The 14,747-nt window shown below is 40.8% G+C and carries 14 protein-coding genes; all 14 read right to left on the reverse strand.

Translation table 11 applies throughout. The annotated features are described in order from the left end of the window. Window positions 1–30: 30 nt before the first annotated feature. Entirely contained in the window at window positions 31–2,190 is a 2,160-nt protein-coding gene (locus tag HMPREF2701_RS02230) for a LicD family protein (RefSeq protein ID WP_061590070.1), read from the reverse strand. A gap of 21 nt (window positions 2,191–2,211) precedes the next feature. Further along, entirely contained in the window at window positions 2,212–3,180 is a 969-nt protein-coding gene (locus HMPREF2701_RS02235; RefSeq protein WP_049511053.1) for a glycosyltransferase family 2 protein, read from the reverse strand. Continuing rightward, on the reverse strand, window positions 3,177–4,022 hold the full coding sequence (locus tag HMPREF2701_RS02240; protein WP_083281709.1) for a LicD family protein: 846 nt from the start codon (window positions 4,020–4,022) through the stop codon (window positions 3,177–3,179). The genes HMPREF2701_RS02235 and HMPREF2701_RS02240 overlap by 4 nt, the downstream gene beginning before the upstream one ends. Window positions 4,023–4,147: 125 nt before the next feature. Next, on the reverse strand, window positions 4,148–5,458 hold the full coding sequence (locus HMPREF2701_RS02245) for an LCP family protein (RefSeq protein ID WP_070482001.1): 1,311 nt from the start codon (window positions 5,456–5,458) through the stop codon (window positions 4,148–4,150). After that, window positions 5,455–6,303, reverse strand: a complete 849-nt coding sequence (gene pheA / locus HMPREF2701_RS02250; protein WP_070482002.1) for a prephenate dehydratase — start codon at window positions 6,301–6,303, stop codon at window positions 5,455–5,457. Before pheA ends, HMPREF2701_RS02245 begins: the two co-directional genes overlap by 4 nt. Next, window positions 6,300–6,776: a shikimate kinase gene (locus HMPREF2701_RS02255; protein WP_070482003.1), complete on the reverse strand. Its 477-nt coding sequence runs from the start codon at window positions 6,774–6,776 to the stop codon at window positions 6,300–6,302. The genes pheA and HMPREF2701_RS02255 overlap by 4 nt, the downstream gene beginning before the upstream one ends. Beyond that, complete coding sequence (gene aroA / locus HMPREF2701_RS02260; protein ID WP_070482004.1) at window positions 6,769–8,052, reverse strand: 3-phosphoshikimate 1-carboxyvinyltransferase; 1,284 nt, start codon at window positions 8,050–8,052, stop codon at window positions 6,769–6,771. The genes HMPREF2701_RS02255 and aroA overlap by 8 nt, the downstream gene beginning before the upstream one ends. 91 nt (window positions 8,053–8,143) lie before the next feature. Then, entirely contained in the window at window positions 8,144–8,482 is a 339-nt protein-coding gene (locus HMPREF2701_RS02265) for a YlbF/YmcA family competence regulator (protein WP_000065980.1), read from the reverse strand. 10 nt (window positions 8,483–8,492) lie between these two features. After that, window positions 8,493–9,596, reverse strand: a complete 1,104-nt coding sequence (locus tag HMPREF2701_RS02270) for a prephenate dehydrogenase (RefSeq protein ID WP_070482005.1) — start codon at window positions 9,594–9,596, stop codon at window positions 8,493–8,495. A gap of 9 nt (window positions 9,597–9,605) precedes the next feature. Continuing rightward, the gene (gene aroC, locus HMPREF2701_RS02275) at window positions 9,606–10,772 is read right to left on the reverse strand and encodes a chorismate synthase (protein ID WP_070482006.1); all 1,167 of its coding nucleotides are present in this window, start codon (window positions 10,770–10,772) and stop codon (window positions 9,606–9,608) included. A 9-nt stretch (window positions 10,773–10,781) separates the two neighbouring features. Then, complete coding sequence (gene aroB, locus HMPREF2701_RS02280; protein ID WP_061590270.1) at window positions 10,782–11,849, reverse strand: 3-dehydroquinate synthase; 1,068 nt, start codon at window positions 11,847–11,849, stop codon at window positions 10,782–10,784. Window positions 11,850–11,867: 18 nt separating this feature from the next. Beyond that, entirely contained in the window at window positions 11,868–12,722 is an 855-nt protein-coding gene (locus HMPREF2701_RS02285) for a shikimate dehydrogenase (RefSeq protein WP_061590271.1), read from the reverse strand. Beyond that, complete coding sequence (gene aroD, locus HMPREF2701_RS02290) at window positions 12,712–13,389, reverse strand: type I 3-dehydroquinate dehydratase (RefSeq protein ID WP_061590272.1); 678 nt, start codon at window positions 13,387–13,389, stop codon at window positions 12,712–12,714. The genes HMPREF2701_RS02285 and aroD overlap by 11 nt, the downstream gene beginning before the upstream one ends. Continuing rightward, entirely contained in the window at window positions 13,386–14,549 is a 1,164-nt protein-coding gene (locus HMPREF2701_RS02295; RefSeq protein ID WP_061590273.1) for a class I SAM-dependent rRNA methyltransferase, read from the reverse strand. The genes aroD and HMPREF2701_RS02295 overlap by 4 nt, the downstream gene beginning before the upstream one ends. Window positions 14,550–14,747 lie beyond the last annotated feature (198 nt).

Genomic DNA, 14,747 nt, shown 5'->3' on the forward strand with positions numbered 1-14,747 from the left:
ATTTTTAAACGTTTCTTAATCCCAATCCAGTTATTTAGACTTTTTAACAATCTTCCACAATTTAAAATCATGATGAGATACTCTTTGTTCAACTGGCGGCAATTGCATATAATCTCCGTAGTCTGAGGTCAAAATTTCATGATATTTTTTCGGAATAGTAAATTTCTTACCTTCAAATGTTCCAGTAGTAACTTGTTCTAGCCATTCGCGTCTCCACACTGGTTTGTTCATATCCTTGTAGATAAGATAATCCACTTCCTCATAATCTGACACTTTACGTGATTTAGCAAGTTCTTCAATTTGTGCAACGTATTTATTTGTATTTGTGAAATAAAAAATAATAACTGAAATATAGCGTATCAGTGAATTCAGAACACTTTTCGTATTGGTGATACCTTTAAATGTATAGCAACTCAATTGACGTTTCTTTATCAGCTTTGTCATCTTGTTCTTGAAATTGGCATCATTCTCGTAGCCATCTACAGGGAAAATATCTACATAAATCCCCATATTTGAATCAATACGAACATCTTCTTCTAGCAAGTAGGTATGGTTATCCTGCACTTTCATGAAGGGATAGACATAGTTGAGATTATTTTTATAAGACATCACTTCGTAACGTTCATCAGGGTTAGCAATAAGATAGTCTTGCAACTTTTCATAATCTTCTCGTAACATACAGATATCCATGTCATCATCCCAAGGAATAAAACCTTTATGACGAACCGCACCGATAAGACTGCCATAAGCTAGGAAATATTTGACACCAATTTTCTGGCAAGTTTCATGAATGTATTCCATGATTCCTAGTTCCATCTGTTGGATCTCTCTAATATCAGTTACTTCCTGATAACGAATACCTTCATCACGTTTGCAAACAACTAATCCATAACCAATAATCAACCAAAAGATAATATTAATAAAGTTAGTTGAGTACATAATCTGACTTTCAAATAATTGACCGAACAAGATGCCAAAGAAAAGAATCATAATCAACTTTTCAGAGTTCTTTTTAGAAACAATCAAATAAGTCAAAAAGCGCTTAATTATATATCCTAGTAGAAGTAGAAAGGATACTAAACCTAAAATTCCAGAACTAACAAATATCGTTACCAAAATGTTATGGAAATTTCCACCAATAAGAGAATTTTGAATCTCAAATTTACTGAAATATTTTGTGTAATAATCTGGAACATTTCTTACACCATAACCAAAAATTGGTTTCTCACTTCCCATTTTTATAGCATTTTTCCAAATATAAGTTCTGCCACTAGGTGTTGTTTCTATTAGATGAAATTCACCTGTTTTTTTTATAACTGAAGAATCCGTTTCTGCATAAGATTGTCCTTTATTTAAGTCTAATACAGTCGCTTTCCCCGAGGATATGTAAATAGAGGTTACATAACTCAATCCGATGTTAGCAGCAGAAACAAGTAAAGCAGAAATAATAAAGATTAGAAATCGCTTAGCTAACTTGCCTCCGTTAATAAAGAAACTATAAAACCCAATCATTAACACTAAAGATAATAAAGCTCCTCTACTTTGCATGGTTGCGAAGTAAACTAATTGAATTACATTATTCAGTTTAAGATAGACAGAATATTTACTTCCTTTATGAATCAAATACATAGCCAAAATAATGCTAATGTATGAAAATATCGCACTAGCATTTGGATTAACAATCCCCCACAGACGTCCATTCATAACACCATAGTAATAAGATTGTTCGCCAATCTTAAATAGGATAAGGACTCTACTTACCAATAAACCAAACGCAAAAATTGCTGAAGAAAAAGATACAATTTGAACCGTATAGGCAATCCAGTCAAATAATTTTTTAAGTTGCCCTGATTCTAACATGGTAAATAATAAAATATAGGTCACCATAAAGAGGATCTCTATCACATTTCCAATCAAATGTCCAGAGCGATTAAAAATAGCTGATAACAGATGACTTCCAGCCAATAGACCAAATAAGGACAGAAATTTGCGATCTACTGTGATTTCTTTCCACTTAAACAATAAGGTACAGCAAATATAAAGTACTACAATCGCTGATAATCCCTTGTAGAGGGGATTTGCTATCTTATAAACCAGTGAACTCATACTTAAAATCGAAATAAAAACAAATAGATACGCAATCCATAGTTTTGATTTTTCAAAGTATTCATCCAATTTTGAAAAATTCATTTTCAACTCCTTCTCATGATATTAGTTTTTTAATCCAACAATTTTCTTATATAGCCATGGAGAAATGACAAGTGAGAGGATCGCTACCTTGCGAAAAGTAGTGAAATAAGCATCCTTCCATATTTCACGTCGATGCTGAACAATCCAAGTCCTCAGCTCGGCTTTCTCCTTTTGATACTCTCCACGTGAAGTAAAGATAATTTTATCGTAAACTGTGATGTACGACCAACATTCTCTATTTTTTAATTCGTGTTTTAAATTAGGAAAAATTTGTGAAACTTGAGCGATTATTTGCTTATAAACTTCTATCGTATCAAATACATACCGATTAACAGATGTTGTCGCACTTCCCTCACGATGATCATAATAATAAATCGGTTTGTCAATAAATACGCTACTACATCTTGTCTTTAGTAACAATTCAGTTAAAAATAGGGCATCTTCAGCCAGGTGATAATTTGTATTAAACTTTTCATCCGCAAGCAGGTCTCTCTTAAACAGTTTTGCGACTGGAAAAAATGACGTTCTGGTAGTCATCAGTAGTTCCTTCATGGTTTCTTCTGTTGACCAGAGTTCTGTTTTTCCAGAATGTGGAGGAAGGTCTGTTACAATGCCATTTTTGATATGGTGTAGAGGAGCAATCACAAAACCTACATGTTCTCCCTCAACTGCACTAGCTAAAGTAGCTAGATAATCATTGGTGACGAAATCATCGCTATCAATAAAAGTTATCCAAGCACCTGTCGCTAGCTGAATTCCAAGATTTCTTGCATTAGAAACACCAGCATTTTCGATATGGTAAACCTTGATATTCTCATACTGATTTGCTAAATCATCACAGATCTTTCCACTAGAATCAGTAGACCCATCATTTATTAGGATTAGTTCAAAATTGGTATAAGTCTGATGAAGAATTGACTCCACACATCGTTCCAAATAGGCTTCTACATTGTAGACTGGAACGATAACGCTTATTTTTTCTCCCATCATGCTCCATATTCTCCCTTGTACTCTCTATAACTCTTATCCATATCAGCGATAACAGCATCATGATGTGGTAGCTGCTTATCTGCTGGTGGTGGCGTCATATAATCTCCAAAAGCAGTGCTGAGATAGGCATCGTAGCCAACTGGAATGGGCATCTCTGTTCCTTCAAATGGCAAGAAAAGATTGTCTTCAAAAGATGCGATTGGGTACTTGTTTCGCATATAGCCAGGACCTGAGCATAATTCAGTGATTCCATCGCTCTCAGCCAAACTATATTTGGTCATTTCTTTCTCAGCCTTTTTCCAAATGCGATAACGGAGAGATTTTGGCGTCAACCCCAGTAAAATACGGCTTCCCCACTTCATAAGTGCGCCATGCTTTTCTGGAATAGTTTGCGCACAAAAAAGAGAATAAATCAAGGCCCAACGAACCTGTTTTTTCCGCTCAGCTGGATTTTTAGGATAATAATCCAAAGGCAAAACATCCAAAGCCAAACCATGTGGCAAATCCAAATCTTGCTGGTAAGGTTTAATGCAGGTAGTTTCCTTGTCACGAATGGTAATAAAAAGATTGCGGTCGACAAAATCCTTGTTACTCTTCGACAAGAAATAACGTTCATCTGCATAACGAGGCCATAATTCTGCTAATTTTTCATAATCCTTACGAGGCATAAAAAAGTCTAGGTCGTCATCCCAAGGAATAAAACCCTTGTTTCGAAGGGCACCAATAGCACCTCCACCACAAAGATAACAAAGCAAATCATGTTCTTTACAAAAGGCCACAAAATATTCAGCCATCTCCAGACTACGAGCCTGAATTGCTTTTAAATCAGTCATATTGTTCATTATTCTTTCTATCGTATCGTTCCATTATACCACAAATAAGGGATGAAAATCTATTGCAGACTGTAAAAAATCAAAGCTTGACTGCTGGATAAATAGCCTTCAAACTTTGATTTTTCTGTCTTAACTTATCTCATTCCCATTTGAGCTAGCTTGGTTTGATATTTATTTTGATCGACTTGGAGAGCTATACCTCCATAGACATCATAATCATCTACCCAATCACCTAGTTCTGGAACCGTTAATCTCTCAATGCCATTTTGCGCCCCATCTAGGAAGGATAAACCATTTGTCAATAAGAAACTATAGGGAACATTCGTAGAGGTCATGCCAAAGACCTTACCAAGTGCTTCTGATCCAGTAAAGAGTTTAGTTGGATCCTTGAGCTGTTGCAGAACAGCTGTCAGCACTTGCTGTTGTCTCTTGGTACGACCGTAATCACCTTCATCATCATCACGGAAGCGAGCATAATTGAGCAAGGTTGAACCATTCATCTGTTGTTTTCCGACTTTGATGGTTTGGGTTGGAGACTCTGTTTCTGTAGCATGTAAATCATCTCCGACTGTAGCTTCGGTTAAAGGTTGACCTTCTAAGGTTGAGAATTTTGCATCAATCGTCACGCCATCAGGGAATAGAGTGTCAATAGCAGTTGCGAAGGCCTGGAAGTCTACCAAGGCGTAGTACTTAATGTCCAAGTCAAAATTATCTTTTAGGACTTTCCGAACCATTTCAGCCCCTTTTTGCCCCTCTTGTTCCCCTAGTTCATAGGCCACATTCAACTTATTATCGGACTGCTTTCTACCGTTAATGACTTGGCTATAACCGTCTATATAAACCAAATTGTCACGCATAAAGCTGGCCAGCTTGATTTTTTTATCTGAGCCACCAACGTTTAGAACCATAATCGAGTCCGTTCTCGTCTCAGCACTATTTTGGCCAATCCGTCCATCCGTCCCCATAATCAAAATATTGACCCCATCCTTGGTATCTTGACCATGAAAAACTTCTACTTGAGCTGCCTTAGCATTGGCAGGTTTGGTTGGATCCGCATTTGAATAACCTTTTAGGAACATAAAAATCATGCCAAAACCGACACAGGCTAGAAGAGCAAGCAATCCTGCAAAAATGCGCCCCCAACGAATCTTACGTTTTTTGGACTTAACCTTTGGAAGAGAATGGCTTTTCTGGTATTTTTTTGCACGACTACGGTTACCATAGGATGGAAGAGGAGACTGATTGACTGATGCCATGAAAGACTCTTCCATATCGTGATTTTCATTATAAATTTCTGGAGAAACTTCACTACCACTAGCCATATTTAACTTACCTTGCAGGTAAGCAAACTCTTTTTTCTCTCGCTCATTGAGGTAATGAATGTTCTTAAAAAGATAGTCATAACGTAACTGCTCATGATGACTTAAGGGATTTTCTTTACTCATCTTCTCTCCTTTCCGTGGTCTGATATTAGATAAATAGGATAGGCTCCCAGTACTTTATACTGGATTCCAATCGCTTCTAATTCTTTTTGGGCAAAGTTAACCAAGTCCTTATCGGCATAATCAACATCGATAATGAAAAAGTATTCACCCAGTGCTGTCTTGAGTGGCCGACTCTCAATTTTTGTCAGGTCAATTCCTCTCCAAGCAAAGGTCGAAAGAGCCTTGTAGAGGGCACCGGGAAGGTTGTCAGGTAAGGTCAAGGCCAAACTCATTTTCTCAGTTTGTGATTTCAAGGGAATAAAAGGCTTTTCAGCTCCCAGAACCCAAAAACGTGTGAAATTGGCTCCCATTTCCTGAATATCCTCAGCAATCAGTTCCAAGCCATATTCTTCAGCAGAACTTCTAGGTGCAATTGCCGCATAAAGCTGGTCTGGATGTTCGGAAATAAAACGGGCCGCATAGGCAGTACTGGCAGTCACCTCGATTTGGGCATCTGGGTACTGTTCATCGATGAATTTCTTTCCTTGAGCCAAGGCCTGTGGATGTGAAAAAATCTTTTCAATCTTAGTATGACCTGGAACCACCATCAACTGCTGATGAACAGGCTGAACGATTTCTGCCACTGCTTGAATGCGAGCCTGATGAAAAAGGTAGTCCAAGGTTTCATGCACACTACCCTCTATAGAATTTTCAACTGGCACTACAGAATAGTCCACCAAACCTTGCTCATAGGCCTTGATGACATCCGTAATATTGGCGAAAGCCTGCAATTCCTCATGAGGAAAAGCAGTCTGCACAACGTGGTGTGAAAATGATCCCTTGGGACCTAGATAAGCAATTTTCATCTCAGTTCCTCTATAATTTCCTCTGGGCTTAGCTTGGTCACGTCCAAAACCCGACTGGCCACTTCCTCATACCAAGCCTGTCTTTCTTGAAAAATAGCTGCAAGTTCTTCCTTGCTATTATTTAGAAAAAGCGGACGCTGATTGTCCTTATCAGCTGCGATACGTTGATAAAGCGTTTCAAAATTTGCTTTCAGGTAGATGTTATCAGAATTGGTCTTTAGTAAGTCACGATTTCGCTGAGAAACGACCACTCCTCCACCAGTTGACACAACTTGGTCTCTTTGTAGTAAATCAGCTAGGACTTCTGATTCTATATGACGAAAGGCTTCTTCTCCCTTTTCAGCGAAAAAATTCGCAAGAGACATGCCTAAGCGCTTCTCTATCAGAACATCCATATCAAGGTAATTAGGGTCCAAGCCTCTTGCAATAGTCGATTTGCCAGCTCCCATAAATCCTAGTAATACCTTAGCCATGAATCAAGCTCTCCAAATCATCAAAGAAGCTAGGATAGCTGGTATTGATGGCTTCCGCACGGTCAAGCTCCACTTCTCCATCTGCAACCAAGAGAGCCGCGATAGCCGTCATCATACCGATACGATGGTCTCCAAAAGTATTGACTCTTGCACCGTGAAGGGCTGATTTTCCTTTGATAATCATTCCATCTGCTGTAGGAGTAATATTCGCACCCATGCTATTTAAAGCGTCTGCCACAACCTGAATGCGGTCTGTTTCCTTGACCTTGAGTTCCTCAGCATCCTTTATAACTGTGACACCTTGGGCTTGGGTCGCAAGTAGAGCGATAACTGGCAATTCATCAATCAAGCGTGGAATCAAAGCGCCACCAATCTCTGTTCCTTTCAAATCAGAAGACTCAACAGTCAAAGTAGCAGATTTAGCGACTGGATCAATTTCAGTTATTTCTAGTTTTCCACCCATGGCACGAATGACATCTATAATACCGGTACGCGTTTCGTTAATACCTACATTCTTAAGCACCACACGAGAGTTTGGAACAATCAAACCTGCGACCAGCCAAAAGGCTGCACTGGAAATATCTCCTGGAACAACCACCTTTTGTCCTAACAATTTTTGTGGTCCTTGAACTGTGATTTTCTTGCCGTCCACACTTAAATGACCACCAAATTGTTGTAACATATCTTCCGTATGATTACGGGTACACTCTTTTTCGATAATAACGGACTCCCCCTGAGCCTGCAAGGCCGCAAACATCAAGGCTGACTTGACTTGGGCAGAGGCAATCGGCAACTCATAATGAATAGGTGCTAGGTTTTTTGTCCCTTTTAAATGAAGGGGAGGCAGGTCTCGCTCAGTTTGCCCTGAAATGCTGACACCCATTTTTTTCAATGGAATCGTCACACGGTCCATAGGGCGTTTGGAAAGACTGTCATCTCCAAACATTTCTACTTCAAAGTCTGCACCAGCAAGAACACCTGAAATCAGACGAATCGAGGTTCCAGAATTTCCCATATCAAGGGCATTTTGCGGCGCTTTTAAGCCATCCATGCCTACACCTTGAATGGTAATAACCCCATCTTTGTCCTCAATTTCAACACCAAGGTCACGAAAAACCTGCATGGTCGAAAGAACGTCTTCACCTCGCAGAATATCATAAACCTTGGTCTCACCCTCAGCCAAACTTCCAAAGATAATAGAACGGTGACTGATAGACTTGTCACCTGGAACTCGGATACTGCCGTGTAAGTGGCGAATGTTTGTTTTTAGTTTCATACTGAACCTCATACTTGCAATACTTTTACTTATTTTATCATAAAAAGCCAGAAATTCCTTAAAAATTTCTGACTTTATGATAGTTATTTTCTTATTTTAGCAATTCTGAAACTGGTTCGAAAACAATTTTTTCAATGTCAGAAAGGTAAATGGCCAATTGTTGTTGCTTAGTAAAGAATTCTGATAAGAGGCTATTCCCTTGAATCTGCTTGCCAAAGCCTTCCATTTTCGCTTGAAAGGAAGCGTCTGGCATTTGACCTGTCTGTGCTAGTCTTTGAATTTCCTCTTGGAAGGCAACATATTCTGTAAAAATTTTGCTTGCCTCAGCATCTGCTGAAATAGCATCTTTAGCTGCTTTAACAGCCTTGTATTCTGGTAATTCGCGTAGACCGCGACTAAGTTCGTTTGCACTATCGTAAATATTTGACATGATTTTCTCCTTATTTGATAACGACTGTATAATCGGTGTTTTCTGTTATGAGGTGCTCAGCTCGTTCCAAGTCTTGAGCGTTTTTAAATGAAATTTGTAGGATCCCGTGAATATCTTCACGGTTTTCCTCATTGATGTGAATATTAACCAAGGAAGTTCCACGTAGTAGTTCCAAAATCCTCAAGATGACGTTTTCTTCATCGGGAACGTCGACATAGAGGTCATAAGAGCTATCCACGCCGCCACGCTTATGGATTTCCATAGCCTGACGCTGCTCACGCGCTTGGTTGAAAAAGTTCCAAATCTGCTCTTCATCTCCCTTGCTGATGGCTTGTCCAACCTCATCTAAACGTTCCTTAAAATCCTCAATTCGATCCAGAATAGTTTCACGATTGGACAAAAGAATGGAAGTCCACATACCCGGCTCGCTTTCCGCAATCCGAGTCATATCTCGAAAACCACCGGCCGCAAAGCGCCTTGCCATCTCATGTTCTTGAGCATAAACCGCGGTCTGCTCCATAAGACTGGAAGCCAGAATATGAGGAAAATGGCTAATCTGAGAAGTCACTCGATCATGCTCCTTGGCATCAATCTCGATAAATCGGGCATGAAGACCTGAAAGCAGATCCTTCATTTCCTCAAGCGTATCCTGACTTGTCAGGCTCGAAGGTGTGAAGATATAATAGGCATTTTCAAAGAGATTGACATCCGCAGAAGCTGCTCCTGTCTTATGACTACCAGCCATGGGATGGGCCCCGACAAAGCGAACAGGCTTGCCAGCCAAATATTGCTCCGCCGCATCTACGATGGCTGACTTGGTCGAACCGGCATCTGAAATAATCACACCTTCTTTCAAGTCCAAGTCAGCCAATTCCTTAATAAAGGAAATGGTTTGTTTGATTGGCAAGCTAAGGATGATGACATCTGCTAAAGGAGCAAAACTGGCAAAATCATCTGTTGCACGGTCAATCATGCCTTCTTTCAAAGCAATATCTCTCGAAGCTTGACTGCGATTATAACCTAAAATTTCATAATCTGGATGATCACGTTTGATACCAAGTGCCATAGAGGCACCAATCAAACCAAGACCTGCGATATAGATTGTTTTTGCCATAGGAACTCCTTAATAGTTCTTTGTATAATCTCGGTGTTGGGCTACCGCTTCTTTTAATTCCTCTAGATTGTCTGATGAGAATTTTTCAAGGATTTCTTGTGCCAGAACCGTTGCCACAACAGCTTCCATGACCACACCGGCTGCTGGAAGAGCGGTCGGATCACTTCTCTCCACAGTTGCCTTGTAGGGTTCATGGGTTTCGATATCCACACTCATTAGTGGTTTGTAGAGAGTAGGAATGGGCTTCATCACGCCTCGAACAACGATAGGTTGCCCATTGGTCATACCACCTTCAAAGCCGCCAAGATTGTTGGTACGGCGGGTATAGCCGTCTTCTTTAGACCAGAGAATTTCATCCATGACTTGGCTGCCTCTACGATAACCAGCTTCAAAGCCAAGACCAAATTCCACCCCTTTAAAGGCATTGATAGAGACAACAGCTTGGGCCAATCTTGCATCCAATTTTCTGTCCCATTGGACATAGGAACCAAGACCAACTGGAACACCTCCGACAACTGTCTCGACAACCCCACCGATAGTATCACCGTCACGTTTGATTTGGTCAATATAATCCTTGATTTCCTGTTCTCTTTCTTGGTTGACAATAGAAACATCAGACTGGGCAGCTCTTTCCTTAATCTCAGCGACTGTCAGATTTTCAGGAACATCGATTTCCTTGCCACCAAAGACCACGACATGGTTGGCAATCTCCATATCCAGCTCAGCCAAGAGGCGTTTGGCTACTGCACCAACTGCCACCCGCATGGTGGTTTCACGAGCTGATGAACGCTCCAAAGAATTTCTTAAATCATCAAAACGGTACTTGATGCCCCCAACCAAGTCGGCATGACCTGGACGTGGATGGGTGATTTTCCGTTTGCTTTTAAGGCGGTCTTCAATGTCCTCCGCAGACATGATATCCAGCCATTTTTGATGGTCCTTATTGACGACATCCATGGTAATGGGAGCCCCAGTCGTCTTCCCATGGCGAACGCCTGAAGTAAAGACAACCTGGTCACTCTCAATCTTCATACGACCACCGCGGCCGTATCCACCCTGACGACGTTTCAAATCCTCATTGATATCCTCAGCTGTCAAAGGAAGTCCAGCTGGAATTCCCTCAATGATAGCTGTCAGACGGGGGCCGTGTGATTCTCCTGCAGTTAAATATCTCATACACTCTCCTTATTTTACCAAGTAGTCTTTCATCTCTTCCAGAGAAACTGGGTGAATAGTCGCTGAACCAAGCTCTGGTACCAAGACCAATTTCAAGGTATTGCCACGCGCTTTCTTATCATGAGTCAAAGCCTGATAAAGCTTGTCAACATCCCAGTTTTCATAATCAACAGGCAAGCCAAATTTCTGACACATCTCTATAATAGACTGGGTTATTCCTTCTGGCATGAGACCTTTTTCCTCAGCAACCTTGGAAATCTGTACCATACCCATAGCCACAGCTTCTCCATGCATGACTTTCCCATAACCAGCCGTTGCTTCAATGGCATGACCAATAGTATGGCCAAAGTTGAGGTAAAGGCGTACACCATTGTCCAGCTCATCCTCAACCACCATCTTGCGCTTGACCTGACAAGAATGTTCAATCAAGATCTCTGCATGCTCCAGAATGCTCTCAACAGAACCGTCCAACTCCGTCAAAATTTTCCACAGTTCTGGATCCTCAATCAAGCCATATTTGATAACCTCACCCATTCCTTCAATCAACTCTCTTTTTCCGAGTGTTTCAAGGACAAGTGGGTCAATCAGAACCCCATCTGGTTGGGCAAAAGTCCCCACCATATTCTTGGCAAATGGAGTGTTAACGCCTGTCTTTCCACCGATAGAAGAATCCACCTGGGCTGTCAAACTAGTCGGAATCTGAACAAAGTGAATACCCCGCATATAGGTAGAGGCTACGAAACCAGCCAGATCTCCAACGACACCACCACCGAGAGCCACGATTCCATCGCTACGAGTCAGACCTTGCTTGACTAAAAATTCATAAACTTTCTGGACAGTGGTTAAATTCTTTCTTTCTTCGCCTTCTAAAAAGTCAAAAACAGCTACCTGAAAACCAGCATCTTCTAGGCTGAGCTTGACCTTCTCTGCATAAAGAGAAGCTACATGGTTATCGGTCACGATAACCACTTTTTGAGGTTGCCAGAGTTCTCGCAACCATTGACCAGCCTGAGCTAGACAACCTTTTTCAATCTGAATTTCATAAGGATGATGAGGAATATCGATTCTGATTTTCATAGGAGAGTCTCCTTTTCTTTATTGGTATTTTTCTGTTAAGGACTGCCAAATCTCTTCCGTCGGCATCTCCTTGCCTGTCCACAGTTGAAAAGCTTCTGCAGCTTGATAGAGCAACATTCCCAGACCATTGACGGCTGGATTACCCTGACTTCTAGCCCATTTCAAAAATGGCGTTTCAAAGGGTTGGTAAATGATATCTGCCACCAAGATAGTTTCTGGCAAATTAATGCTTTCAGGAACTGGGGATGATTGACCATCCATGCCCACACTTGTCGCATTGACCAGTAAATCCGACTCACCAATCCTTGCTTGCAGTTCAGAAACATCTTCTAAAGCATACAAATCCACTTTAAAGCCTGTCTGCTCTTGTAACTTGTCTAGATAAGGTCTTGTTTTTTCCATCGAAACTGAACGAACAAAGACTGAAATCTGACTGACACCATCCAAAATAGCCTGTGCTATAATGGACTTGGCCGCACCACCTGCTCCCAGCAGGGTCATCTTCTTACCTGAAATTGTAAAAGAAGGCAAGCTCTTAAAAAATCCCTTGCCATCTGTATTATATCCAATTAAATTGCCATTCTCATTGACAACCGTATTAACCGCACAAATCAAGCGCGCTTCATCGCTCAATTCATCTAAATAAGAAATCACCTGCTCCTTATAGGGCATGGACAGGTTGATACCAAACATCTGGTAGCGACGAATATTGGCCACTGTTTCTGCCAAATCACCCTCTTCAATCTCCCAAGCCACGTAAGCACCATTGGTAGCTGTCGCCTCAAAGGCACTATTGTGGATAAAGGGGGAAATAGAATGCTTAATAGGATTGGCAACAACGGCAGCTAAACGTGTATAGCCATCAAGCTTCATCCAAAATCTCCCGAATTTTTTTCATGTTAGCTAGGGAAATTTGACCTGGGGCACTTACCTCATCTAGACTAGCAAAGGACCAGCTAGAACCTGTCACATCCGCAGTGATACGAGAGACCTTGCCCACCTTGCCCATAGAAATAGTTACATACTCCTGCTCAGGATTGAGGGTTTTAAAGCCTCGTGTATAGTTCATCAAATCTAGCACATCCTGCTCCGTGTAAGCCATCACTGCAACCTTAACAAGTTTTGGATTTAGGCTCGTCAACTCTGACAAGATTTCCATCATGTTTTCAGGTGTTTCTTGGAAATTATGGTAACTCAAAACGAGATTCGGGAAGTCCAGCATTTCCTCAAAAACATCCTTGTAGCTATAGTACTCAAAATCAATATAGTCTGGTTGATAGAGTTGCGCCACTTCCTTGATTAGACGGATATATTCTTCTGGAGAAAGGTCGATTTCTCCCCCTTCAGAACGAGTTCGCAGCGTGAAAACCAACTCACGGCCTGCGAATTTTTCAAAAATAGCTGGAGCTACCTGCAAAATCGCTTCCTTAGGCAGATAGTCGGCACGCCATTCAATGATGTCGGCATCCAGATACCTCGTGGCATCCAGAGCCTGGGCCTCCTCTAAACTTCTTGGCATTACTGAAACGATTAATTTCATTTACTAACCTTCATACTAATCACCTTGAGGTAATTACTACTTTCATCTTTTTTATTATAGGCAAAATCTGCTGGAAGACCGTATTTATTTAAAATCTGGTAACTTCTTCCTGCGAAGCCTTTATCAATTTGTTCTGTAAATTTCTGGCGGGATACATTGGCAGCATTGGTACTGGCAATAATAATACCGCCCGGATTTAAAATCTCAAGACTCTGGGAAATCAACTTGTGATAATCCTTGGCCACAGAGAACGTTTGTTTTTTGTTCCGAGCAAAGCTAGGCGGATCTAGGACAATCACATCATAGGTCAAGCCTTTTCGCTTAGCATACTTGAAATACTCAAAAACATCCATGACTATAAAACGATGGTCGTCTGTGCTGATTCCATTTGCCTGAAAATGCGCTTGAGACAATTCTCGTGAACGTTTAGCTAGGTCAACTGAAGTTGTCTGGCTAGCTCCTCCCATGGCCGCAGCTACTGAAAATGCTGCTGTATAAGAAAACATGTTGAGCAAGGATCTACCCATAGCTAACCCATCCACTAGACTACCACGAACTTCGTGCTGATCTAGGAAAATCCCTGTCATCAAGCCATCATTCATAAAGACTTGATAGAGGACACCATTTTCCAAAACAGTGAAGAAGTCAGGTGCTTCTTGACCATAAACATGGGCAGATTCATAGTCCAAACCCTTAAAACGGATCTTCTCATATGCTCCTAAAACCTCAGGAAAAACCTGTCTAAAAGCTTCTGAGATAACCTTGCGAATCTGATAAACATAAGAGTTATACCAAGAAAAGACAGCATAGTCGCCATAAAGGTCCACTGTCAGACCGCCAAAGCCATCTCCCTCTTGGTTGAAGAGACGAAAGGCAGTTGTCAAATCATCTTGATAGTAGGCACTTCTCTTTTCTTTAGCTTGTCTAAACAGCGTTTCAAAGAAAGCTTGATTGAAGGTCACCTTGTCTTTCCCAACAAACCAGCCCAAGCCCTTGTTTTGTTGGGAAAGGTAGGCAGTCCCTAGAAAGTTTCCATCTTGACTATGAACTTCTACTTCCTGATCCTTAAGATTGACATTCTCAAGATCGCTGGCTTCAAGTAAAACCAGACCTTTGGCGAGCTTCTTTTCAACCCTTTTGCTGACTCTTATTCTATTCATAGTCACTATTATAGCAAATTTTGTGACAATTCTCAAAAAAGAAACTACCCTTGCTTTTTTACTCTTCTTTTAAAAATGGTTTATTAATACTAATAAAAAATTAGAAATAATTGTGTGAGAGTTACAATAAAAAATGCTCTTCCAAGAACGGAGGAGCATTTCTTTTTATAAAATTTATCAAGCAAGCGACCAACTAGC

It is taken from the genome of Streptococcus sp. HMSC077D04, from assembly GCF_001808785.1.
GTDB classification, from domain to species: Bacteria; Bacillota; Bacilli; order Lactobacillales; family Streptococcaceae; genus Streptococcus; species Streptococcus mitis_BX.